This window comes from Variovorax dokdonensis, assembly GCF_030316895.1.
Classification (GTDB): Bacteria; Pseudomonadota; Gammaproteobacteria; order Burkholderiales; family Burkholderiaceae_C; genus Variovorax; species Variovorax dokdonensis.
On the sequence record NZ_JASZYV010000001.1, the window covers coordinates 404752 to 427536 of the forward strand.

Sequence of the window (22785 nt, forward strand, 5' to 3'; positions counted from 1 at the left end):
TCAGTCCCTGGCGATGACGCGGACCAACGTTTCCAGGTGATCCTCGAAACCCATGCGTCGATAGAGCCCGATGGCGGCGGCGTTGCGGCTGAGAACGTTCAGTACCGGGACTTCGCCGCGCTCCATCTGGTGCCCGACCAGATGGAGGATCAGCCGGCGTGCCAGCCCGCGGCCCTGCATCTCGGGGTGGGTGCAGACGGCGCTGATTTCGCGCAGCGGCCCGGCCGCGCTGCGTTCGCCCGCCATGGCCACCAGGCGTCCCGAAGGGCCTTCGCCCTCGAACAGGCCGACGTATTCGCCCATGTCCAGATTGCGCGGGCCGAATGGTCCGGGGCGGGTGATGTCGATCAGCGTCGTCACCTGCGGCAGATATTCGGCACCCAAGCGGACGAGATTGAGCTGAGCGTCTTGCGATGGCGCCGGTCCGCGCCAGATCATCTTCAACATCGGCGCCTCGAACTGCACTTGCCAGCCTGTAGGCGGTGCGCCGGTCCAGCCGTCGCAGTAGAGCGATTCGCCCGGTGCCACCAGCGTTGCAAGGAGATCCAGCCGGGGATGGCTCGGATCGGCAAAGCCTGCGATGGGCGGAAAGCCCGGCGCATAGCGGCGGACTTGGTCGTCGCCCAGGGCCATGTGACGCTGCGAACCGGCGAGCGCGTTCCAGAACAGGTTGTCCAGCAGCGCGCCGGGATCTCCCGCCGTCACGCGCCTTGTCCTTGCACGCTGGGCCGCAGGTAGCCGTCTGCCAGCGCCTGCGCCTGGTTCTGGAAGATGGCCATGGCGGTGCTCATCCGCGCGAAGCCGAGCTTTTCGTAGAAGCCCTCCTTGCCCGGAACGGCGTACAGGATGATCTTGCGGTGCCCGCGGGATGCCTCCACCAGTCGCTCGACGATCTGCCGCCCCAGCCCGATGCCCTGGTGAGTGGGCAGCACCGCCACGTCGCAGATGTAGGAGCAGTCGACCCCATCGGCGAGCGCGCGGCCGGCGCCCACCAGCACGTCGCGCTCGTAGACCAGGAAGCGGAACATGCTGTGGGTGAAAGCGGTGCGCAGGCCTTCGGGCCGCTTGTCGCCCAACGGCGCCACGCGGTAGAGCGCCGCCAGCGCATTCCAGTCGAGATCGTCGATGGCGGAAGACCAGCGCAGGGACATGGGTCGGGGATGCAGGGAAGGGAGGGAGATTCAAGTCTAATGCGGGAATGACCGATACGAATTCGCGCGACCTTCTTCAACTGGCCTGCGCGCTGGCCGACGCGGCGGCGGCGCATTCGATGCGCTATTTCCGCACGCCGCTGCCCATCATCACCAAGAACGACCAGAGCCCCGTGACGCTGGCCGACCGCGACGCCGAGGCCGCCATGCGCGCGATCCTGGCGGAGCGCGGCCCGTCCGACGGCATCTACGGCGAGGAACACGGCAGCGAGCGCCTGGATGCCGGCCGCGTCTGGGTGCTCGACCCGATCGACGGCACGCGCAGCTTCATTACCGGCTCGCCGCTGTGGGGGACGCTGATCGGCGTGCTCGAAGGTGGCCGCGTGCGGCTGGGCATGGTCGACATGCCCGTGCTGCGCGAGCGCTGGTGGGGCCTGCGCGATGCAGACGGCGGCGGTGCGATCGCGCTGCGCAACGGCCAGCCGGTGCAAGCGAGCGAATGCACGCGCATCGAGGACGCGCGCATCGTCTGCACCTCACCCGACATCTTTGCGCCCGACGACTGGCAGGCGTTCGATGCGCTGAGCAAGCGCTGTGCGATGCGGCGCTTCGGCGGCGACTGCTATGGCTACGCACAACTGGCTGGCGGAACCATCGACCTGGTGGTCGAGACCGGCCTGCAGCCTTACGACTACCTCGGCCCGGCCGGCCTGATCGAGGCGGCGGGCGGGGTCATCACCGACTGGCAGGGCCGGCCGCTGGGCCTGCAGTCCGACGGCCGGGTGGTCGCGGCTGCAACCCCTCAATTGCACCGCGCTGCGCTGCAGGCCTTGGGCGCGTAGACTGCCATCATGATTCGCTGGATGCTGGTCGTCGTCATCGCGCTGCTGGTCTTCCAAGGGCTGACCGCGTGGCTGCGCCGCTATCTCGGCTTCGGCCGCCTGCCCGGTGACTTCGTTTTCCGCGCCTTCGGGCGCCAATGGGATCTGCCGCTGGGCAGCACCGTCCTCCTGAGCCTGGTCGCTGCGGCGATCGCGCACTGGATCTGACAAGGAACTTCTTGATGCGAGCTTGCGTCGACGTCGGCGGAACCAAGGTTGCGGTGAGCCTGTCGCCGAAGGCCGGTGAGCCACTGGTGGGGCGCCTGACAGAGCCCACCGCCAAGACCGGCGACAACGATGCGCTGGCCCGGCAGATCATTCGACTGATCGACCAGGCCTGCGCGCAGCAGGGCGTGGATGTGGCCGACGTCGCGTGCGTGGGCGTGTCCACCTGCGGGCCTTTCCAGTTGCGTGACGGCATGGTCGAACTGGCCACGCCCAACATCTGCGGAGGACTGGCTGGCCCGGAGCGGGACGCACCCAACCGATGGCTGACGGCGCAGCTGGAAGCACCCCTCAAACAACGCTTCGGCCGTGTGCGTGTGGAAAACGATGGCATCGCCGCCCTGGAGGCAGAGCGTCGCTGGGGCGCGCTGCAGGGGCTGGCGCATTGCGCCTACGTCACCTGGAGCACCGGCGTCGGCGTTGGCCTGTGCGTGGATGGCCGCATCCTGCGCGGCAAGAACGGCAATGCGGGTCACGCCGGCCACAGTTTCGTGGTGGACGACGACAGCAGCACCTGCGGCTGCGGCAATGTCGGCGATGTCGAGGCCCTGGTGGCTGGCAGCGGGGTGGCCAACCGCCTCGGGCAATCGGCAGCCGAACTGATGGCGGCAGCCCAGCGCGGCGAACCCTCTGCGCTGCAAGTGACCGATGCGCTGTGCCGCATCATGGGCCGGCTGCTCTACAACCTGGTAGCCACTTTGGACCTGGAGCGCATCAGCCTGGGCGGCAGCGTGTTCTGGCACAACCGCGACCTGCTGTTGCCTCGGCTGCGCGAAGAAGTACAGGCCCATCTGCCTGCCCTCACGAGCGGCGCTCAGATCGTGCCGGCGGGTTTGGGCGACCGGGTGGGCGACTACGCAGCGCTGGCGCTGCTGGATTGAGGCCGGGGCGCCTTCGCGCCCCTTGCGTCAGCGCGCGACCCGGTGTTCCCCTGGCGCATTGCGCAGTGCCTCCATGAAGGCATTGCGCCACCAATGCACATCGAATTCGCGAATGCGCGCCAGCAGGCGCTGATGCCTCAGCTTGCGTTCTTCCAGCGGCATGCTCAGCGCGTGCTGGATGACTTCGGCCGTGCCATGGACGTCGTAGGGGTTGACCAGCAACGCCTCCTTCAACTGCTCGGCTGCGCCGGCAAAGCGTGAAAGCACCAGCACGCCGGGGTCATCCGGGTTCTGGGCGACCACGTACTCCTTGGCCACCAGGTTCATGCCGTCTCGAAGCGGCGTCACCAGTCCGACGGCCGAGGCCCTGCACAGGCCCGGGACCCTCCGGCGCGCAACCACCCGGTGGATGTAGCGCACCGGCATCCAGTCCAGTTCGCCGTAGTCGCCGTTGATCGCGCCGCACAGCGATTCGAGCTCGCGGCGGATGTCGGCATACGCGTCGACCGACTCGCGCGTGGGCGACGCGATCTGGATCAACGTGGCGCTGCGACGGTTCTCGGGGTAGTTGGCGAGCAGTTCGCGAAAGGCCTGCACGCGCTGCGGAATGCCCTTGGAATAGTCGAGACGGTCGATGCCCAGAAGCAACCTGCGGCTGGAGTATTCGCGGCTCATGGTCTCGTACATGTCGCGGGCGTCCTTGGCCTGCGTGAGCGCTTCGAACTCCTGAACGTCGATGCCGATCGGAAAGGCCGCGCAGCGCAGCATGCTGCCGTAGGCGCGGTAGAGGTTGTCGCCAAGCACTTCGCCCGCGGCCTCGTTGCGCACGTAGTGCTCGAAGTGCTGCACGTCCTGTTGCGCCTGCAGGCCCACCAGGTCATAGGCGAAGAGCGAGCGCATCAGCCAGTCGTGCTGCGGGATCGACGCAAAGATGATCTGGGGCGGCAGCGGAATGTGCAGGAAGAAGCCGATTCGGTTCTTGCAGCCCATGGCGCGCAGCTCGGCCGCCAGCGGGATCATGTGGTAGTCGTGCACCCAGACGATGTCGTCGGGCTGGAGCAGCGGCATCAGCTTGCGAGCGAACAGCTGGTTCACGCGCCGGTAGCCGGTCACGTAGCCGGCCGAGAACGATGCCAGGTCGAGCCGGTTGTGGAACACCGGCCACAGCACGTTGTTGCTGTAGCCCAGGTAGTAGCTGTCGTGGTCATCGCGGCACAGGTCGATGGTGGCCAGCAGCACCTGCCCGGCCTGCTGCTGATGCAGTTCGCCTTCGCCGGTGGGGCCGTCCTCGACGATCGTGCCGCTCCAGCCGAACCACATGCCGCCGGTCTGCTGCAACGAATCGCCCAGGGCGACGGCAAGCCCGCCGGCGGCCGCCTTGCGCGGGTCGGCAACGCGGTTGGAAACGACGACCAGGCGGCTCATACGGCCGCGTCCCAAGGCGCCGACAGGCGCACTGCCGCGTTGATGATGCCGACCATCGAATACGTCTGCGGAAAGTTGCCCCACATCTCTCCGGTGACCGGATGCGTGTCCTCGGACAGCAGGCCCAGCGGATTGCGGGCGGCCAGCATGGTCTCGAAGATCTCGCGCGCTTCCTGCTTGCGCCCGATCTTGGCCAGCGCGTCGATGCGCCAGAAGGTGCAGATGTTGAAGGCGGTCTCGGGCTTGCCGAAATCATCGGCGGCTTCGTAGCGGCGCATGTACGGGCCGTCGCACAGCGTCTTTTCCATGGCGTCGACGGTGGAGACGAAGCGCGGGTCGCGCGCGTCGATCAGGCCCACCTCCACCATCAGCAGGACGCTGGCGTCGAGCTCGTTGCCGCCGAAGCTTTCCGCGAAGGCCTGTCGCTCTTCGCTCCACGACTTGGTCAGGATCTCTTCGCGCATGCGGTCGGCATGGCCGCGCCAATAGTCTGCGCGGTCGGGCAATTCGAGCGCCACGGCAATCTTGGCCAGCCGATCGCAGGCCGCCCAGCTCATGAGCGCGGAGCTGGTGTGCACCCGTGCCCGGGTTCGCAGCTCCCACATGCCCGCGTCGGGCGTCCCGTAGACACGGATGGCCTGCTCGCCTACCGCTTCGAGGTGGATGAAGTCGGCGCGGGTTCCAGGTCGCAGCAGCCGGTGGTCGTGGAATGCCTGCGCGGCGCCCAGCACGATGTTGCCGTACACGTCGTGCTGGAAGTGTTCCTGCGCCTGGTTGCCCACGCGCACCGGGCCCATGCCGCGGTAGCCAGGCAGGCCATCGACAAAGGACTCGGGCAGTTGACGCTCCAGGCCGATGCCGTAGAGCGGCTGGATATGCTCGCCATGCGAGCCGACCACCACGTTGGTCAGCCAGCGCAGGTAGTCCTCCATGGTCCCCACTTCGCTCAGCGAATTGAGCGCACGCACCACGAAGAATGCGTCGCGCAGCCAGCAGTAGCGGTAGTCCCAGTTGCGCTGGCTGCCCGGCGCCTCGGGGATGCTGGTCGTCATGGCCGCCACGATGGCGCCGGTGTCTTCGTACAGCGAGAGCTTGAGCGTGATGGCGGCGCGGATCACGGCTTCCTGCCACTCGTACGGAATGTGCAGCCGCTTGCTCCAGGTGCGCCAGTAGGCGATGGTCTCCTGCTCGAAGTGCCGGGCCGTGTCGGCAATGCCGTCGGTCAGCGTTTCGTCGGCGCCGAGCAGGAAGTTGTATTCGCGCGCCACCACGAAGGCCTCGCGAGAAAGGATGTGGGCCACCGGCGCATCGGTGTTCAAGCGCAGCGTGAACTCGGGTCCGACGTATCGGATGTGGTTGCTGCCGCGCGTGAGCGTGGGCGCCAGTGCGCCCCACTGGAATCGCGGCCGCAGGCAGACCCGGATCCGCGGCGCGCCGGCGATGGGCCTGACGCGGCGCACCAGCGTCAGCGGCCGGAAGTAGCGCGAACGGGCGAAGAAGCGCGGCGCGAAGTCGGTCACTTCGATGGCCTGGCCGGCGGAGTCGTAGAGCCGCGTGCGGAGCACGGCCGTGTTGTGCTCGTAGTGCTGCTCGGAGCGCACGCAATCTTCCAGCTCGATGGCCCAGTCGCTGGCGTCGGGGCCGGGATCGAGCAGCGCGTTGAACACCGGATCGCCGTCGAAGCGTGGGAGGCAGCACCAGACGACGCGCGCCCGCGCATCGACCACGGCGCTGAATGCGCAGTTGCCGATCACGCCGACGGCAAGAGAGGGTTCGGCGCTGGGAGGAAAGTGATTGCGTTGGGTCGATGGGCCGGCGGCGTCCTGCGCAGGGCCTGGGGGCGCGGCTGAAAGTGCCGCGGCTCGATCGTTCATCTGCGATTCCCTCCTTATTGTTGGTTGCCCTGGCCCTGCTGGCTCGCGGGCAGCACCGAGGCCAGCCATTCGAAGACGGCCTTGGGCGATTCCAGGTGGTGCCTGGCGAGCGTCTCGCCGCTGCCCACCTTGATGGCCACGCCGCCCATGGGTTGCACGGCGGCAAAACCGGTCTCGTCGGTCGTGTCGTCGCCCGCGAAGAACGGCGTGCGGCCGGCAAACGGCGCTTCCTGCATGAAGGCGGCAATGGCCACGCCCTTGTTCACGCCTGCGGGCTTGACCTCGAACACCGACTTGCCGTGCAGCAGTTCGAGCCCTGGCCAGGGCGAGACGAGATCGGCCAGAACCCGATGGCACAGCGATTCGAGCTGGGGCGCGCGCCGATAGTGCAGTGCGACGGCGGCGTGCTTGCGCTCGACCAGAAGGTCCGGATATTCGCCAGCCAGCCGGTTGGCCACGTCGAGCACCAGCGTCAGGTCAGGGGGCGGTTGCTCGCGCATCTTGCCTTGGGCGTCGCGCCGCTGCACGCCGTGTTCGCCGCCGGACGGAAGCCGAAGCGGCGCGAGAAAACGGTCGAGCATGTCGATCTGGCGACCCGAAACGATCGCGACCGCACCACCGAGCCAATCGTGCAGGTCGGTCAGCAGCCCGACCAGGCCGGACGGCACTTCGATGGCCTCCGGCGTTTCGGCCAGCGCGACCAGCGTGCCGTCGAAGTCGAGAAACAGCGCCGAGTCGGCGGTCAGCGGTGGCGGTGCTTTTGGGGTGGAAGTCGGCATGGGCGTCACGGGTAAACCTTAGCAGACTCCCTCGTAACAACACGTCAGCCGATGACTGACGTTGCGCTCGTTACGGCCGTGGTCCGGGACGGCTATCGACCGGAGGCTGCGCCGTCGCCTTCGTCCAGCGCATGCGCAACCGCCGCAGTGCGGGCATCGCGAATGGCGGCGCCGATGGCGGGCCCGGTGGCGCCACGCTGCTGTGCGGCCAACGCCAGCGGTTCGGTCTGCACCGCCAGCGCGGCTTGCAGGGCTCGCCACAGCCGTTCGCGCGGCGGGTAGGGGCGGGATTCAAAGCCCAGGCGCCCCCGCGCATCGCATTCGCAGGCGAGCAGGACGTCGTCGAATCGATCGGGCTTTCGGATCGCGTCGCAGCGCTCCAGCAGGCGAACCACTGCGGCGGCATTGAGCTCGGCGCTGCGGTGGATGTTGCCGTGCTCGCGCGCGACGACCTCGGCCAGTTCGCGCGATTCGACTGGCACGCGCCAGCGATCGCAGACGCCACGCAACAGCTTGGCGCTGCGCTGCTCGTGCCCGATGTGTCGCGGCAGCACGTCGGCGGGGGTCGTGCCCTTGCCCAGGTCGTGCATGAGGCAGGCGAATCGCACCTGCAAGGGCGCCTGCAGGCGGGCCGCCATGTCCAGCACCATCATCAAGTGCACGCCGGTGTCGACCTCGGGATGGTGCGCCTCGGGCTGCGGCACGCCCCAGAGGCGGTCGACTTCGGGCAGCAACTTCTTGAGCGCGCCGCATTGGCGCAGCACCTCGAACATGCGAGACGGCCGGTCGGTCATGAGGCCGCGCGCCAGTTCCTGCCAGACGCGTTCGGGCACCAGAGCGTCGACTTCGCCGACATCGACCATCTCGCGCATCAAAGCCATGGTTTCGGGCGCGACGGCGAAATCGTCGAAGCGAGCGGCGAAGCGGGCCAGCCGCAGGATGCGCACCGGGTCTTCGCGAAAGGCTTCGGTCACGTGCCGCAGCACGTGCGCGCTCAGGTCGGCGCGGCCGTTGTAGGGGTCGACGAGCCGCGCTTCGTCGAGGGGTGTTGCATCGTCCTGAGGCACTGCATCGGCAGGCATGGCGATGGCGTTGATGGTCAGGTCGCGCCGAGACAGGTCTTGCTCCAGCGTCACTTCAGGATCGGCATGGATCACGAAACCGCGGTAGCCCGGGGCGCTCTTGCGCTCCGTGCGGGCCAACGCGTATTCCTCCCGCGTTTCGGGATGGAGGAAAACGGGAAAGTCACGCCCCACGGGCAGGTAGCCCTGCGCCGCCATCGCCTCGGGCGTGGCGCCGACGACCACCCAATCGCGATCGGAGCCGGCCAGCCCGAGCAGGCGGTCGCGCACTGCGCCGCCAACCAGGAAAGTTTGCATGGGGCGAGTTTAGGCGTGCGCCCCCGCCGCCTCAGCGCGACATGCGATAGGGCTCGTCGAATGCCACGAACTGCTTTTCGGCCATGGCGCCATCGATCCAGGCCTTGACGCCGGGCAAGGCTTGCACGCGCTCCAGGTAGGCCTGGATGTCGGCGGAGACGGGCAGGGCATAGCGCGCCAGCCGCATCACGACCGGCGCGAAGTAGGCATCCGCGATGCTGAAGCGGCCAAACAGCATGCCGTCCGCGTGGCTGGCCGCATGCTTGGCCAGCAGTTCGGACCACATCGCGACGATGCGATCGACGTCGGAGCGCACTTCCGCCTGGTCGCGCCAGATGATGGCGCCCTGGGTGGCGAGGTCGGCCTCGATGTTCATCGCGCAGTGGTTGCGCAGGGCCCGAAAGCCCCCATGCATCTCCGCGCAGACGCTGCGCGCCACGGCGCGCATCGCGGTATCGGCGGGCCACAGTTGCAGGTCCGGAAAGCGCTCGGCCAGGTATTCGGCGATGGACAGCGAATCCCAGACGTGCAGGTCGCCGTCGACCAGCAGCGGCACCAGCGCCGTCGGCGAAAGGGTGGCCATCTTCGACTTGAATGCCGAGCCCTGGGTGAAGGCGTCGAAGGGCACCCAGATCTCTTCGTGCTCGATGCCCGCCTGGGTCATCAGGACGCCGACCCGCATGGACCAGGAGGAGTAGTTCTTGTTGCCGATGTAGAGCTTGAGCATGGCGCCTCTTTTCGATGGAAGGGGTAAGCGGACGATGCTAGCGGCTGGCGCCCGGGCGAGCGATGCTCGATGGCGGTTTCATTGATGCGCAAGGCGCATCGTCATCCTCGGTCGTCCGGGCTGGCTTTGTCGGCCTTGTCGGCTTCGGCGTCCTTGCCGCCGCCGAGCACGCCGCTGATGCTCTTGGAGAAATGCGGCACCAGAGCCAGGACCACCAATCCCAGCACGGTGGCGATGATGGCGGTCACTTCGCGGCCCAGGCCGCAGGCCATGCCGATGGCCGCCGTCATCCACATGCCGGCGGCCGTGGTCAGGCCGTGCACCTGCGCGTCGCTGCCATTGTTCTTGAGGATGGCGCCGGCGCAAAGAAAGCCCACGCCCGCCACCAGCCCCTGCACCACGCGGCTCATGTCGGCCACGGAAATGCCCGATGTCTGTGCCGCGAGCACGAACATGGCCGAGCCCATCGATACCAGCATGTGGGTGCGCGCGCCGGCCGCCTTGCCCTGGGATTCGCGCTCGAACCCCAGCGCGAATCCGAGCGCCCCGGCCAACATCAGGCGCACCGCGACGCGGGTGAAATGCTCGACGTCGTCGACGTCGGAGAACTCGGCGGCCAGTGTGGCCGTGAAGGTGGCCCAGGCGCCTTCGCTCATGCGATGCCGGCCGGCGTCGGAAGGTGCGATGGGCGCGGCAGGCTCAAGGCAGATCCTTGTTGGTTTCGGGTTCGCTGGCGGCGCGTGGTCCCACGGTGCCCAGGCGCTCCTTGATCGACTGCGGCTTGCCGCTGATGACGGCCGCGTACATGGTCGCGTTGGCCAGCACCTTCTTGACGTAGTCGCGCGTTTCGCTGAAAGGCACGTTCTCTGCCCAGATGGCTCCCTCCATGACGGGGCCGTTGCGCCAGGAACGCGGGCGCCCAGGGCCGGCGTTGTAGGCGGCAGCGGCCAGCGGCATGGAGTCGTCGAAGTCGTCCAGCGCCAGCTTGAGGTAGTTGGTGCCGATGACGATGTTGGTGTCGCGGTCGTAGATCTGGTCGGGCGTGAATCCGGCCAGCCCGATCTTGCGGGCGGTCCAGCGCGCGGTGGCCGGCATCACCTGCATCAGGCCCGAGGCGCCGACGCCGGAGCGTGCGCTCATGATGAAGCGGCTTTCCTGCCGGATCAGGCCGTAGACGTAGGCGGGGTCGAGCCCGATCTCGCGGCTCTTGCTGATGACCGCATCGTGGAAGGGCATCGGAAAGCGCTGCTCGACGTCGACCACGCCCTGGGTACGTTCGCTGGTGTTGATGCAGCGGTCCCACACCTGCTGCTGGCAGGCCAGGTCGGCGGCGGCCAGCAACTCGCGGTCGCTCATGCCGCCGGGGCGGTGCAGGGCGACGGCGTAGTTCCATTCGCGCACGCCTTCGGAGCGAAGGCCGATGCCGATGGCCAGCAGGCCGCGCAGCAGGCCGGGGTCGCGCCGAGCGGCGTCGCGCTCCTGCTGCGTCAGGGGGGCTGGTCGCGTGGGCACCGCGCTGAGCTGGCCCAGTTCCTCGAGTGCCAGCATCTCGTAGAAGCCGCGGGTGCCGGCGATCGTGCGGTAGAGCTCGTTGGCCTCTTCCCGCCGGCTGTCGCCGCCGCGCTGCATCAGCGCGCGCGCCTTCCAGTAGACCCAGATCGGTTCGCGCTGGGTTTCCGGGTCCATGGCGTCGATGGCCGGCTGCACTTCGCGCCACTGGCCCATGCGCAGCGCCGCGCGCACCTTCCAGCCCAGCATCTCGTCGGTCAGATCCTTGAGCTTGGTGACGTTGGCGAAGTAACCGGCGGCCTGCGGCGACAGCTTGCCGGCCGCCTGCTGCCCGATCACGCCCCAGACCCAGTTGCGCTCCTCCGCGCTGAGCATCGGGCTCCACTTGCTGTCCAACTGCTGCGCCGCGACGTCCGGGTCGGACTTGGCGATCTTGATCAGCGCCAGCACGACCATTTCCTTGCGCGAGCGGGCCGCGACGACCGCCTTGCTTGACAGGAACTTGGCGGGGCTTGCATTGAGCTGGTCGAACATCGGGAGCACGTCGGGCTCGACCAGGTTGATGGCATTGCGCGCGGCACGCGGGCGGTTGGCCTCCATGGCCAGGCGGGCCTTGATCCACGCGTCGTTGGGCGACATGCGCTTGTTGGCCAGCAGCAGTTCGGCGGCGGTAAGGCAGCCGTCGTCGGAATCGCGCTGCGCCATCCAGTCGGCGCGCACTTCGGCAGCCTGCTCGCGGGTGATCGGCTGGCCCTTCATGGCGCCGGCGACGGTGGCGTAGCAGCGCACCTCGCGGTCGTCGCGCATGCGGAAGGCGGGGTAGGCAGCGAGGAAGCCGTCCCAGTCGCGCATCTTGCCCAGCACCAGCAGCCAGTCGTTGCGCAGGCGGTCTTCCTGGTAGCTGCCGGCATAGCGGGCGAGGAAGTCCTGCACCTCGAGCGGGCTGGCCTCCTGCAAGCGAGCCTTGAGCTCCCAATAGGCGCCCCAGGCTTCGAGCGGATGGCCCTGCACCTGCGGCAGCATGGCCGTCAGGCGCGTCTTGTCGCCCCGCTGGAAAGCCTGCTTCATGTCGAGCAGTACCTCGTCCGCTGACGAACTCTGGGCCTGCGCCCCCGTGCACATGAATGCGCCCCAGATCACCGACGCCAACAGCCGGGTCCGCCCTGATGCCAAAATGCCTTGCAATCGCATCCGGGGCATTATGGACAAGTCACAGGGCATTGAGCCATCGAGCACGACCACGTTTCTCAGGAATCAGCTGCGGGCAGCGTTGATCGAGCAGCGCCTGAACATGACCGATCGGCTGGCCCGGTCCGACCTGCTGCAGCGCGTGATGCGCATCTGGCTGGTCGGGCGGCCCGATGCCGTCATCGGCGCCTACTGGCCGATCAAGGGCGAGTTCGACCCGCTGCCCGCGCTGCACCGCTGGAAGGAAGACGGCGAACTCACCGGCGAGCCCACGCGGCGCCGAATCGGTCTGCCGGTGATCGACAAGGTGCACAAGACGCTGACCTTCCATGCCTGGTATCCGGGCTGTCCGATGGAAGAAGACGCCTTCGGCATCCCCAAGCCCAAGGACACCGAACTGGTGGTGCCGACGCTGCTGTTCGTGCCCTGTGTGGGCTATGGGCCGGGTGGCTTTCGCCTGGGCTACGGCGGCGGCTTCTACGACCGCACGCTGGCGGCCCTGGAGCCACGCCCGGTGACGGTGGGGCTGGGCTTTGCGAACGGTCTGGTCGAGAGCCTGGAACCGCTGCCCCACGACGTGCCGCTGGACGCCATCCTCAACGACGAGGGCGTGGTCTGGCCGATCGGCTGAGCCGCTCGGCGTTTCTTCTCAGTCGATGTTGTCGTCGAAGTCCGGATCGGGACCTTCGCCGATGGTCTGGCGTGTGACGGCCGCTTGCGCCTGCAGCCAGGTCGCGAAGGCCTGAACCTCCGGGCGCAGCGTGCTGCGCGGCGCCAGGAGCAGCCAATAGGCCATGGGCGAATCCATGCGCAGGCTGGGCAGCACCTCCACCAGGTCTCCGTTGGCCAGGCTTTCCGAGACGAGGCAACTGCGCGCGAGCACCACCCCCTGTCCGGTGAGCGCCGCCTGGACCATCTGGTAGGCGTAGTTGAAATAAAGCCAGCGGCGCGGCTGGGCCCGGGACAGTCCGTGCTGGTCGAACCAGCGCCGCCACGTCAGCCACTCCAGATGCGTGCGATGCGCGTCGCCGGCTTCGATCAGCGTGAAGTTGGCGATGTCGGCCGGCTTCGAGATGGAAGGGTTGCTCTTGAGCAGCCATGGGCTGGCGACCGGCGTGAGCGTCTCGCCGAACAGGCGTACGGCGCCGGCCGGCATGCTGGTGGGCGGGGCATAGCGCAGGGCCAGGTCGACGTCGGCCACGTCGAGGTCGACCGCGGAATCGCTGGCGTCGATGCGGATGTCGATTTCCGGGTTCTCGCGCTGGAAGGCCTCGAGCCTGGGAATGAGCCACATCGATGCGAAAGACGCAAAGGTGGTGACCGCCACGCTCTTGCGTCCGGCGTTCTGGCGGATCTGGCGAACGGCGCCATCGATGCGCGGAAGCGATTGCTGGACCGCGAGCAGCAGTTGCGCGCCGGCGCTGGTCAACTCCACCGCCCGCGTGTGGCGAAGGAACAACGAAACGCCCACTTCGTCTTCGAGCGACTGGATCTGCCGGCTGACCGCCGACTGGGTGAGCGCCATTTCCTCGGAGGCGGCGCGGAAGTTCAGGTGCCGCGCCACCGCCTCGAAGGCGCGCAGGTAGCCGGCCGAGATCGGGCGCGAACGCAGGTGGGTCTGGGAGTGTTGCACGGTCGATTGATGCGATATGCGAATCAGTAGGCTAGCGCGTTTTCATTGGACCGAAAAGGTGGGCGCAAAGATCATTCATTCCCGGAAAGCGCAATTCCTGCGCCAACGAGGACACCGCCAGGAGCCCACCATGACCGCCACCATCGCCCGTTCGCACCTTCCGCTCAGCCGTCCCGTTCACGTGCCACCCAGCGTGCGTCGCGGCGCGTGGCAGCTCGAAGCGGGCCAGGCCATCACACTGCAAGCGGCCGGACAGAGCGTCTTGAAGGTGCGCCAGGGACGCGTGTGGGTGACCTGCAACGCCACCTCCACCTGGGGCAGCGAGGACCTGGTGCTCGGCCCCGGCGAATCGCTGAAGGTGGCCGCGGGTCAGCGACTGGTGATGGAGCCGTGGGACTGCTACGGCGCCACCTACACCTGGGACGCCGTCTGAACGGGTTGTCTCAACCCTCGATGTCGAAGCGCGGCCGCAGCGACAGAAAAAGCTGCACCGCCGCTTCGCCAGGCGGCCCGCCTTGCGACGAAACCGACAACTGCTCCAGGACCTGGTCGAGTGCGCCATCTGCCGTGGGGTCCGCGTAGCCCAGCTCGTAGCGTGAGCATCGCCGCTCCTGCAACGCGCCCTCGTGCAACATCTGCAGCCGGGCGTGCCGAGGGTCGATCGCAATCTGCCCCATCAGCCCTTGCAGGACGCCGGACGGCCCTTCCAGATATTGCATGAAGCTCTGGCCATCGAAGACCAGCACCCCGGTGATGCCGTTCCTGGCGTTGCCTTGCCTGACCTGCGCGAGGATGGCCGGCACCGTGGAGGCACTGGCATCGCTGGCAAGTTGGCTGACATAGAAATATTGGAAGAGTGCGGAATGTTGCTGGGACATGACTTTCGCCCCAGTCTAGGTGTGCAAATTTGGGTTGCAAATGTCAAAAGACACGCCCGCCGCCGCGGCGCTGCTTATATTTCGCGGCGTGAAAGCATTTGAACTGCCCATTGCTCTGCGGCCCCCGGAGGGCCCCAATCCCTGCGAGCGCTGCGCGTTGCGCACGAACCCCGCGTTCATCGACATACCGCAGGAACAGCGCGACGCCATCCAGTCGTTCCGGCGCGGCTCGCGACGTGTCGATGCGGGCGGCGCCATCATTCGGGAGCACCGCGCCAGCACGCAACTGTTCACCATCTATTCCGGCTGGGCTTTTCGCTTCAAGACATTGAGCGATGGCCGCCGGCAGATCCTTTCGTTCCTGCTTGCCGGAGACTTCATCGGCCTGCAGGACGAATTCGCCGATGGACAGACCCACGGCGTCGAGGCGGCGAGCGAGGTCCACCTGTGCGTGTTCGACCGGGCCGACCTGTGGACCATGTTCCACACGCAGCCGCGCCTGGGCTACGACATCACCTGGCTGGCCGCTCGCGAAGAAAAACTGGTCGACGACAACCTGGTGACCGCTGGCCGCCGCAACGCCTCGGAGCGGGTGGCCATGTTGCTCATGCACATCTACCGGCGCGCCCGCCATGCGGGGCTGGAGCGGGAGGGCTGGGTGCACTTTCCTTTCCAGCAGCAGCACATCGCCGACGCGCTGGGCTTGTCGCTGGTGCATACCAACAAGACCATGCGCCGCCTGCACCACCTCGGCCTGTACCGGATCGAGCGTGGCTGGCTGCGCATCCAGGATCCGCAGGCGCTGGAAACGCTGGGCGATTACTTCGAGCGGCCGGTGCGCCCGACGCCGCTCGTCTGAACGCCAAGGCGGCGCGGATGGCAACACGCCGTCCGGCCTCGGCCAACCGCCATATCGGATCGGCAGATTGCTCGGTTGCCGGGAAATGAGTGATTAGGTTCTAATCACTTTTGTATCTTCCTGAAACCAGTGTTGTGTAGTTGTTCGGGGAGCATTGCGCAGCTTTCAGACAGACATGCTTCTTTCCACGCCCGCGAACGGCGCCTCCCCAAGCACGGCACAGCCGCAACCGGCGCGCGTGCTGGAGGCCCTGACCGCCTGCTACAACGCCGAGCAGACCTTGCCGCAGACGCTCGACTCGGCCTGGGTCGACAACCAGATCCCCGTCTTGCTGGTCGACGATGGCTCGACCGATGGCTCGGTGGCCCACGCGGAGCGGCGCGACGGCGTGCGTGTGATTCGCCAGCGCAACGCCGGCCCGTCAGTCGCTCGAAACCGGGCAGTCCTCGAAAGTTCGGCCAGTTTCGTCATGTTCCTGGACAGCGACGACCTCCTGCGTCCCGGTTTTCGCCAGGCCTTCGAGACCGCGCTCGCTGCGCATCCCGAGGCCGACGTGTTCATTTGCGGCATGCAGGTCGTCGACGAAGCAGGGGCCAAGGTGGACGAGCACGCGGCGCCCAGCCTTTCGCCGTCGCCTTTTCTCAGCCTGCTTCGCGGTGAGCCCGTGCCGACCAACGGCATCGTGATCCGCCGCGATCTGCTGGCGCGCGCCGGCCTGTTCCGCCCCGGACTGCATCACGCCGAAGACCTGGACCTGTGGCTGCGCCTTGCCGCGGCCAGCGACAGATGGGTGCGCATGGACCACAAGCTGGCCGTCTATCGCTTGCGCAGCGGTTCGCTCAGCAAGAACGGCCCCGCGATGTGGCGAGGCATCCGCCAGGTGATGGCGTCGGCGGGCTGCATGCCGGTCGGCTCGCAGGTCGAGCGCCAGGCTGCCCTGCGCAAAGGCTTGGCCGGCGCCGCCAACTACGTGTACGGCATGGCCCTTCGACCCATGCTCCGGCATACGGCCGCCGCAGGAGGCGCCTGGGCAGCGCTGCGCGAGGCGGCCCGCCTGCCGGCCAGGTTCTGGCCGATCATCCTGCGCGACGGCTTCGCCACCCTGTTCAGGCGCACGAGGACCTGATGCCGGAATTCAGCATCATCATCCCCTGCTACAACCAGGCGCGCTTTCTGCCGACGGCGCTCGAGTCCGCGTTGGCGCAACGTGCTGATGTGGATGTCGAGATCATTGCGGTCGACGATGGCTCGCCCGACGATTCCGCCGAGATCGCCAGCCGCTACGAAGGCGTGACCGTCATCCGTCAGGCCAACGCCGGCTTGTGCGGCGCCCGCAACACCGGCATTGCCCACGCCAGCGGCACCTACCTGCTCTTTCTGGATTCGGACGACGCCTTGCGTCCGGGCATGCTGGCCGCGGCTGCGCGTGCCTTCGAACAGGATCCGTCGGCCGACGTGGTGCATGGTCTGGCCGACGTGGTGGACGAGGAAGGCAAGGCGGTGGTGGGCGAGTTCGGCGGCGCCGACCTGTCTGTCGATCCGTTTCATCGCCTTCTTCGCAGCAATATCGGACCACCGAACACTTTCGTGGTCCGACGCGAGACCTTGCAGCGCGTTGGCGTTTTCGACGTCAGCCTGCGCAGCTGCGAGGATTGGGACCTGTGGCTGCGCATGGCCGCTGCCGGGGCGCGCTTTCGCTTCGCCAGCGAGATGCGCAGCGTCTACCGGGTCGTTGCCGGCAGCATGAGCAAGAACGTGGAGCCGATGTGGCGCAACGGCCGGCGCGTGCTGCTTCGCAGCCACTGCCTGCGGCCCGCCTGTCCGGACTGCGGCCACGCGCGCTCGGCGGGAATGGGCGGGCTGGCACTGTCCATGCGTCCGCTGTTTCGCGATCTGGTCAGGAGCCCGGGCGGGCCGAAGAAGGCCCTGGGCATCCTGCTTCGAAATCCGAGCCTGCTGGGTTGGCAGCTCTATTGGCAAATGAGGTCAAGTCTTGGTTGATGCAACGTGGGCCGGCACTCCGGCCAGGGCGCCGATGCGGGTGCTGATCGTGGGATGCGGCGCGGTGGTCGAGGAATACCAGGGGCCGTCCGCCATGGAAGCCGAGCGCATGGGCCTTCTGAAGGTGGTGGGACTGGTCGATCGCAGCGAGGAACGCCTGGCCCGCTGCAGCAAGCTCTTTCCGCAAGCCCGCTGCTTTACCGACGTCGAGACGTCGTGCGATGCCGACCTGGCCCTGATCGCGACACCGGCTCGCAGCCACTTTCCGCTGGCTTCTTCGCTGCTGCGGCGCGGCCAGCATCTGCTGATCGAGAAGCCGGTGTGCGCCACGACCGCCGACGTGCGCGCCTTGCAGGCGCAGGCCGACGCAGCATCGCGCGTGCTGGCGGTGGGGCACTTCCGGCGCTTCTTTCCGGCGCTCGAGGCCGTGCGCGCCATGATCGCCAACGGCACCTGGGGCGCGGTCAGACGCATCGTGGCCGATGAGGGCGGGCTGTTTCGCTGGCCTGCCGCCTCGGCGGGTTTCTTCACGCGGGAAGAGGGCGGCGGAGGCGTCACACTCGACATCGGCATCCACATGCTGGAGATCCTGATCTCGTGGATGGGCGAGCCGGAACTGCTGAGCTACGCCGACGATGCCATGGGCGGCGTGGAGATCAACAGTCAGGCACGGCTGCGTTGGAAGAACGGCGCCGAAGGCCATATCCGCCTGAGTTGGGACGTTGCCCTGGCCAACCGCTATCGCATCGAGTTCGAGCATGCGACTGTCACGTGGCGCACCGGCCAGGCCACCGATCTGCTGCTCGAGATCGAAGGCATGCCGGATCCCCAGTTGCTGTCGTGCAGGCAGCGCCATGGACAAGGCGCGGAATACGCCCTGCCGACCCACGGCTACCTTGGCGCCTTCACGGCCCAGTGGGCCGATGTGGCCGAAGCGGTGGCGTCCGGCCGCGCGCCTCGCGTCGGCACGACCACCGCCGGCGCCGCGTTGTCGCTGGTCGAGGCCATGTACGCCGGACGGCAGTTGCTGGACATGCCGCATCTGAGCGATGCGCAGCGGCAACGCGCCGTCGAACTTTCGGGAGTGAACTGAGATGCGCGTGGCACTGCTTGGCGGTACGGGATTCGTGGGCACGCGCCTGGTGGAGCGATGGCTTCTTGGGGGCGGCCACGACCTTCATCTGGTCGTGCGCGGGCCCGGCAGCCTGGCGCGCGTCGCGCGCTTCCAACTGCCTTCGTGGGCGGCTTGCGACATCTTCGATGCGCAGGCCCTGGCCCAGTCGATTCGCGGGTGCGATGCGATGGTGCATGCGGTGGTCGGCGATCCCGACCAGATCGTGATCGCGGCGCGTGCAGCCCTGCAGGCTTGCCGCCTGGCCGGCGTGAAACGGCTCGTGTACCTGAGCAGCGCCTCGGTGCACGGACAGAATCCTGCGCCGGGTACGGACGACTTCACCGCGCTGCGCGACGACCAGCCCATCGAATACAACAACGCCAAGGTGCTGGCCGAGCGCGCCCTTGCTGGCTCCACCGACGTGGAAGTCGTCATCCTGCGGCCCGGCATCGTCTACGGCCCGCGCAGCCAGTGGTTCACCGATCTGCCGCGTGCCTTGCGCTCGGGGCGGGCGTTTCTCGTCGACGGCGGGAACGGCTGGTGCAACCACATCTATGTCGACAACCTGATCCAGGCCATCGAACTTGGCCTGGTCCATCCACAGGCCACCGACAAGCCCTTCTATGTGAGCGACAGCACCTGCCTGACCTGGCGCGAGTTCTATCGCCCGGTGGTCGAGGCGCTGGGCTTCGGCCTGGATGACATGCAAAACGTGGCACCAGCGGCGCGGCCCTCGCGTTCTGTGGTGGGACGCCACTCGGCGCGAGTCAAGAACAGTGGCGCCGCCCGGATGGTGCTGCCCCTGTTCAGCCGGCGCCTCAAGGACGCCGTGAAGGCCGGCCTGCAGCGCTACAGCGCACCCGAGGCGCTCAACGGCTTTGCCATTCCGCGGGCCGGCGCACCGATGCCCGACTGGGAGATCAGCGAACTGCACACGTGCAAGACGCGCCTGCCGATGGATCGCGCCGTGAGCCTGCTCGGCTACGCGCCGGAAGTGGATGCCGACGAGGCCTTGGCGCGCAGCGCGCGCTGGCTGTCCGGGTTGTGGGACTAGCTGGCAAGCGCTTGCGGCGATGCGCCGCCCGCTGGCTCAAGCCTTGCGATACACGCGGCCCATCGCCGAAGCCACCCAAAGGCTCAGGCGACGAATCGCGAACGTGAAGCCCGAAAACACCTGGATCGGGTTGTTCGCATACCGGTAGTAGGCCTTGGTGGCATTGGAGGGCGGCCATCCGCGCAGTGCCAGTCGAAGGTGGCGGCCCAGCCACGGCTTGCTGTAGCCGATGGCGTGCGAGAAATAGAACCCGCCGCTGCTGAAGTCCATCGCCTCGCAGCCGGCCGTATTCAGCGGCGCCTGGTACACCCCGAGGGCGAAGTTCATCGCATCCTGGTCGGTGGAGTGGAAGAGATCGGCCGCCTCGCCAGCCTTGATGTGCTTGTGCCCCTCGTTGTAGTCCAGGATCATCATGCAGAGGCGGTCGAGCAGAACCAGGAATTCGGCATGCTCACGGGGCACGCTGAGAAAGCCGGCGTTGTAGTAGCGATCGAGCGCCTTCACTTCGTGCACGCCGTGCTGGGCGAACCAGTTCTTCCACATCAACCGCTTCGGGTGGCGGGAGGGAAAGTTCCAGTTCACGTCCTCGATCAGCCCGATTCCGTCGTGGAACCATGCATCGACGTCCACCCAGTTGCACTTGAGCACGATGTCGGGGTCGATGTAGGCGACCGTGTCCGCATCCGGCGAATGCACCTGCATCACCTCGTGCATGAAGTGCGCCTTGTAGTAGGTGAAGAAGATGGCGGTGGTCTGGGGAAGAAATCGGAGGCTGAAGCGGTCTGACAGTTCCAGCGTGCTCTGCGCCGCATTCCAGCCCGGATGTTGCGCCGCCCAGTTGGGCAAAGGGCCGCGGAATCCGACGAACAGTTCGCCGGCATAGCCGCTGTTCAGCAAGGAATTGGCCAGCGCCGCCACGCCATAGTGGTAGTGGCCTTCGTACAAGGTGCAAAGGGAGATCTTCATGAATCCGCCTCGAGGGCGCCGGCTGCGACTTGGGACACGATCAGTGTAATCATTTTGAGCTACAAGTAACCACTGGTCACAAGAGTTATGCCGGCAGGAGGATTCTTGGCGGCTCACGCGCTGACGACGGCCTCTTCTGCCAGTCGGCTGCCGGTTGCGCCCCCCCGATAATTCGCCACCGTCTCCCGCTTTCAAGCAAGAAACACCCCATGTCCCAGATCTCCCAGGAAAAGCAGTCAACCCCAGAGCAGGACGGCGAACCGATCGACGTCGTCATCATGGCGGCCGGCAAAGGCACGCGCATGAAGAGCAGCCTTCCCAAGGTCCTGCATCGGCTCGGGGGACGGGCACTGGTCTCGCACGTTGTCGACACGGCCCTGGAACTGCGCGCGCGCAAGGTGGTGATCGTGACCGGCCACGGTGCGCCTGACGTCGAAGAGGCGCTGCACGCGGCCACCGAACAGGGGGCGCCGATGGCCTTCGTTCGCCAGTCGCCGCAGCTGGGCACGGGCCACGCCGTCCAACAGGCGGTGCCCGCGCTGGACGACGATGGCACCACGGTCGTGCTCAGCGGTGATGTGCCCCTCATCGCCAAGGACACGCTGGCTGCCTTGGTGCGCGCCAGTGCCGGCCGCCGATTGGCGCTGCTGACGATCGAGTTCGACGACCCCACCGGCTATGGGCGCATCCTGCGCGACGGCGAGCAGGTGCAAGCCATCGTCGAGCACAAGGACGCCACGCCCGAACAGCGCCAGGTGCGCGAGGTCTACAGCGGCATCATGGCCGTGCCGACCCGTCTGCTGAAGCCCTGGCTGGCGCGCCTGGACAACAAGAACGCCCAGGGCGAGTACTACCTGACCGACATCGTGCGGCTGGCCACGCTGGACGAAGTGCCCGTCGTCGCCACCCGCATCGCCGATGCGCTGCAGGTCGCAGGCGTGAACGATCCGGCGCAGTTGGCCCAGCTCGAACGCGCCTACCAGCTGCGCCAGGCCAACATGCTCATGACCCAGGGGGTGCGGCTGGCCGACCCGGCGCGCTTCGACCTGCGCGGCACGCTGGTTTGCGCGGCCGATGTCGAGATCGACGTCAATTGCGTGTTCGAGGGCGCCGTGTCGCTGGGCGCGGGCGTGCGCATCGGCGCCAATTGCGTGATTGCCAATGCACGCATCGAACCTGGCGCGGTGATCCATCCCTTCACCCACATCGACGGCGAGAAGGCGGGCGTGACGGTGGGCGCCGCATCACTCGTCGGGCCATTCGCGCGGCTGCGGCCAGGCGCACGGCTGGGCACCGAGGTGCACATCGGCAACTTCGTCGAGATCAAGAACGCCACGCTGGCCCATGGCGCCAAGGCCAATCACCTGGCCTACATCGGCGATGCGACCGTCGGAGAGCGCGTGAACTACGGCGCAGGCAGCATCACGGCCAACTACGACGGCGCGAACAAGCACCGCACCGTGATCGGCGACGACGTTCACATCGGCAGCAACTGCGTGCTGGTGGCGCCGGTGACCATCGGCGCCGGCGGCACGGTGGGCGGCGGCTCGACCATCAACAAGAGCACCGAGCCCGGCGGCCTCGCGGTTGCGCGCGCGCGCCAGTCGTACTACCCGAACTGGACGCGGCCGGTCAAAAAGAAGCCTGCCTGAGCAACCCCCCTAGCTGCAGCGGCTATGGCACGGCCGCGGGCAACGGCAGGCGCGGTTGGAACTTGGCGCGCTTGAGACTGAAGAAGGCTTTCACGTTGCGAACGTTGGCGTCTTGCGTGAACAGGCGCTGCGCCAGTGCCAGGTAGTCGGGCATGTCGCGCGCGCCCACGATCAGCACGAAATCCGGCCCCGGAGAGACGCGGTAGCACTGCTGAACCGCGTCGTCTTCCACGACGCGCGCCTCGAAGGCATCCAGCGACTGGGCGTCTTGCCGGTCCATCGACACTTCCACCACCGCTTGCAAGCCGTGCCCCAGCAAGGGCGCGAGCCGGTCGGGCGACAGCAGCGCGACCTCCCGCTCGATGAGGCCGGCTGCCCGCAGCTTCTGGACTCTTCGCAGGCAAGTCGGTGGCGACACATGCACGAGCGCTGCCAATTGCTGGTTGGTGCGAGAGGCGTCGTCTTGCAGCGCTTGCAACAAGCGCAAATCGATCGAATCAATGACGAATGATTCCATCAGGTGGTCAAAAAGGAAATAAATGAAAAACTCTGAGGTTCATGGAAATATTATTGCGCAGAGGGTCTATCAATGAAAGCAATGGTCTCGAC

24 protein-coding genes are annotated in these 22785 nt (G+C 67.1%); 11 read left to right on the forward strand and 13 right to left on the reverse strand.

The window, feature by feature from the left end:
- Together QTH91_RS01835 and QTH91_RS01840 are read right to left on the reverse strand one after the other, a co-directional pair.
- Positions 1-705, reverse strand: a complete 705-nt coding sequence (locus QTH91_RS01835; protein WP_286658332.1) for a GNAT family N-acetyltransferase — start codon at positions 703-705, stop codon at positions 1-3.
- Positions 702-1151, reverse strand: coding sequence for a GNAT family N-acetyltransferase (locus QTH91_RS01840; protein WP_286658333.1), 450 nt, complete (start codon positions 1149-1151; stop codon positions 702-704). The genes QTH91_RS01835 and QTH91_RS01840 overlap by 4 nt, the downstream gene beginning before the upstream one ends.
- A 47-nt stretch (positions 1152-1198) precedes the next feature.
- Between QTH91_RS01840 and hisN the strand changes: the two genes are divergently transcribed.
- The 3 genes from hisN to QTH91_RS01855 are packed head-to-tail and all read left to right on the forward strand — an operon-like array spanning position 1199 to position 3138.
- On the forward strand, positions 1199-1993 hold the full coding sequence (gene hisN / locus QTH91_RS01845; RefSeq protein ID WP_286658334.1) for a histidinol-phosphatase: 795 nt from the start codon (positions 1199-1201) through the stop codon (positions 1991-1993).
- 9 nt (positions 1994-2002) lie between these two features.
- Positions 2003-2200, forward strand: coding sequence for a DUF2905 domain-containing protein (locus QTH91_RS01850; protein WP_286658335.1), 198 nt, complete (start codon positions 2003-2005; stop codon positions 2198-2200).
- Between the two features lie 14 nt (positions 2201-2214).
- Positions 2215-3138 (forward strand): ROK family protein, encoded by a 924-nt coding sequence (locus tag QTH91_RS01855; protein ID WP_286658336.1) that lies wholly within the window; start codon positions 2215-2217, stop codon positions 3136-3138.
- Positions 3139-3165: 27 nt separating this feature from the next.
- Here the strand turns inward: QTH91_RS01855 and QTH91_RS01860 are convergent, their stop codons facing one another.
- From QTH91_RS01860 to QTH91_RS01890, 7 genes are all read right to left on the reverse strand, one after another.
- Positions 3166-4563 (reverse strand): alpha,alpha-trehalose-phosphate synthase (UDP-forming), encoded by a 1398-nt coding sequence (locus QTH91_RS01860; RefSeq protein WP_286658337.1) that lies wholly within the window; start codon positions 4561-4563, stop codon positions 3166-3168.
- Complete coding sequence (locus QTH91_RS01865; RefSeq protein ID WP_286658338.1) at positions 4560-6437, reverse strand: glycoside hydrolase family 15 protein; 1878 nt, start codon at positions 6435-6437, stop codon at positions 4560-4562. Before QTH91_RS01865 ends, QTH91_RS01860 begins: the two co-directional genes overlap by 4 nt.
- 14 nt (positions 6438-6451) lie before the next feature.
- Positions 6452-7216, reverse strand: a complete 765-nt coding sequence (gene otsB, locus QTH91_RS01870) for a trehalose-phosphatase (RefSeq protein WP_286658339.1) — start codon at positions 7214-7216, stop codon at positions 6452-6454.
- 92 nt (positions 7217-7308) lie between these two features.
- Complete coding sequence (locus QTH91_RS01875) at positions 7309-8595, reverse strand: multifunctional CCA addition/repair protein (RefSeq protein WP_286658340.1); 1287 nt, start codon at positions 8593-8595, stop codon at positions 7309-7311.
- Positions 8596-8626: 31 nt separating this feature from the next.
- On the reverse strand, positions 8627-9322 hold the full coding sequence (locus QTH91_RS01880; RefSeq protein ID WP_286658341.1) for a glutathione S-transferase family protein: 696 nt from the start codon (positions 9320-9322) through the stop codon (positions 8627-8629).
- 101 nt (positions 9323-9423) lie between these two features.
- Positions 9424-9978 (reverse strand): MgtC/SapB family protein, encoded by a 555-nt coding sequence (locus QTH91_RS01885; protein WP_286658342.1) that lies wholly within the window; start codon positions 9976-9978, stop codon positions 9424-9426.
- Between the two features lie 43 nt (positions 9979-10021).
- The gene (locus QTH91_RS01890; protein ID WP_286659583.1) at positions 10022-11953 is read right to left on the reverse strand and encodes a lytic transglycosylase domain-containing protein; all 1932 of its coding nucleotides are present in this window, start codon (positions 11951-11953) and stop codon (positions 10022-10024) included.
- A gap of 79 nt (positions 11954-12032) precedes the next feature.
- On the opposite strand from QTH91_RS01890, the gene QTH91_RS01895 reads away from it, so the two are divergent.
- A complete protein-coding gene (locus tag QTH91_RS01895; protein ID WP_286658343.1) occupies positions 12033-12650 on the forward strand; it encodes a 5-formyltetrahydrofolate cyclo-ligase in 618 nt (205 codons plus the stop codon).
- A gap of 18 nt (positions 12651-12668) precedes the next feature.
- Here the strand turns inward: QTH91_RS01895 and QTH91_RS01900 are convergent, their stop codons facing one another.
- Complete coding sequence (locus tag QTH91_RS01900; RefSeq protein WP_286658344.1) at positions 12669-13652, reverse strand: LysR substrate-binding domain-containing protein; 984 nt, start codon at positions 13650-13652, stop codon at positions 12669-12671.
- A gap of 130 nt (positions 13653-13782) precedes the next feature.
- On the opposite strand from QTH91_RS01900, the gene QTH91_RS01905 reads away from it, so the two are divergent.
- The gene (locus QTH91_RS01905; protein ID WP_286658345.1) at positions 13783-14085 is read left to right on the forward strand and encodes a DUF2917 domain-containing protein; all 303 of its coding nucleotides are present in this window, start codon (positions 13783-13785) and stop codon (positions 14083-14085) included.
- A gap of 10 nt (positions 14086-14095) precedes the next feature.
- Here the strand turns inward: QTH91_RS01905 and QTH91_RS01910 are convergent, their stop codons facing one another.
- The gene (locus QTH91_RS01910; protein WP_286658346.1) at positions 14096-14530 is read right to left on the reverse strand and encodes a BLUF domain-containing protein; all 435 of its coding nucleotides are present in this window, start codon (positions 14528-14530) and stop codon (positions 14096-14098) included.
- Positions 14531-14618: 88 nt separating this feature from the next.
- Here QTH91_RS01910 and QTH91_RS01915 point away from each other — a divergent pair, with 88 nt between their 5' ends.
- From QTH91_RS01915 to QTH91_RS01935, 5 genes are all read left to right on the forward strand, one after another.
- Positions 14619-15389: a Crp/Fnr family transcriptional regulator gene (locus QTH91_RS01915; protein ID WP_286658347.1), complete on the forward strand. Its 771-nt coding sequence runs from the start codon at positions 14619-14621 to the stop codon at positions 15387-15389.
- 175 nt (positions 15390-15564) lie between these two features.
- Positions 15565-16515, forward strand: a complete 951-nt coding sequence (locus QTH91_RS01920) for a glycosyltransferase (protein WP_286658348.1) — start codon at positions 15565-15567, stop codon at positions 16513-16515.
- Positions 16515-17390, forward strand: a complete 876-nt coding sequence (locus QTH91_RS01925) for a glycosyltransferase (RefSeq protein ID WP_286658349.1) — start codon at positions 16515-16517, stop codon at positions 17388-17390. The genes QTH91_RS01920 and QTH91_RS01925 overlap by 1 nt, the downstream gene beginning before the upstream one ends.
- On the forward strand, positions 17383-18483 hold the full coding sequence (locus QTH91_RS01930) for a Gfo/Idh/MocA family protein (protein WP_286658350.1): 1101 nt from the start codon (positions 17383-17385) through the stop codon (positions 18481-18483). The genes QTH91_RS01925 and QTH91_RS01930 overlap by 8 nt, the downstream gene beginning before the upstream one ends.
- Position 18484: 1 nt before the next feature.
- Positions 18485-19558, forward strand: a complete 1074-nt coding sequence (locus QTH91_RS01935) for an NAD-dependent epimerase/dehydratase family protein (protein ID WP_286658351.1) — start codon at positions 18485-18487, stop codon at positions 19556-19558.
- Positions 19559-19594: 36 nt separating this feature from the next.
- Here QTH91_RS01935 and QTH91_RS01940 read toward each other — a convergent pair whose 3' ends face one another.
- Positions 19595-20524, reverse strand: coding sequence for a hypothetical protein (locus QTH91_RS01940; RefSeq protein ID WP_286658352.1), 930 nt, complete (start codon positions 20522-20524; stop codon positions 19595-19597).
- A 209-nt stretch (positions 20525-20733) separates the two neighbouring features.
- On the opposite strand from QTH91_RS01940, the gene glmU reads away from it, so the two are divergent.
- Positions 20734-22176: a bifunctional UDP-N-acetylglucosamine diphosphorylase/glucosamine-1-phosphate N-acetyltransferase GlmU gene (glmU, locus tag QTH91_RS01945; protein ID WP_286658353.1), complete on the forward strand. Its 1443-nt coding sequence runs from the start codon at positions 20734-20736 to the stop codon at positions 22174-22176.
- Between the two features lie 22 nt (positions 22177-22198).
- On the opposite strand, the gene QTH91_RS01950 is transcribed toward glmU, so the two are convergent.
- Positions 22199-22693 (reverse strand): Lrp/AsnC family transcriptional regulator, encoded by a 495-nt coding sequence (locus QTH91_RS01950; RefSeq protein ID WP_286658354.1) that lies wholly within the window; start codon positions 22691-22693, stop codon positions 22199-22201.
- Positions 22694-22785 lie beyond the last annotated feature (92 nt).